At 62.8% G+C, this 339-nt stretch carries 1 protein-coding gene; it reads left to right on the forward strand.

Features of this window, described 5'->3' with window-relative positions; all coding sequences use genetic code 11:
- On the forward strand, positions 1-204 hold a 204-nt coding region (locus tag HWX07_RS37230; RefSeq protein WP_175879496.1), incomplete at its 5' end, for a hypothetical protein.
- Between the last annotated feature and the right edge of the window lie 135 nt (positions 205-339).

Raw genomic sequence — 339 nt, forward strand, 5'->3', positions numbered from 1 at the left:
GACAAGCTCGCGACCGTCGTGCCGACGTCGGACAGCCCAGTTGAGAGCGAACCAAAGCCTGATGCCGTACTGCTCGACAGACTCGTGATGTTGGCCGTGTTGCTGGCGAAGCCCGTCGACAGCGACGTGACAGCCTGTGCGGTCCCGGTCGATAACGAACCGATCGCACTGGCCGCGCCGGTTGACAGGCTGCTGACCGTTTGAGCGGTCGACGTCGACAGTGACGAGAACCCTGCAACCGTGCTCGTCGACAAGCTCGCGACCGTCGTGCCGACGTCGGACAGCCCAGTTGAGAGCGAACCAAAGCCTGATGCCGTACTGCTCGACAGACTCGTGATG

Origin of the sequence: Burkholderia sp. BCC0097 (assembly GCF_902832985.1) — a bacterium.
Classification (GTDB): Bacteria; Pseudomonadota; Gammaproteobacteria; order Burkholderiales; family Burkholderiaceae; genus Burkholderia; species Burkholderia orbicola.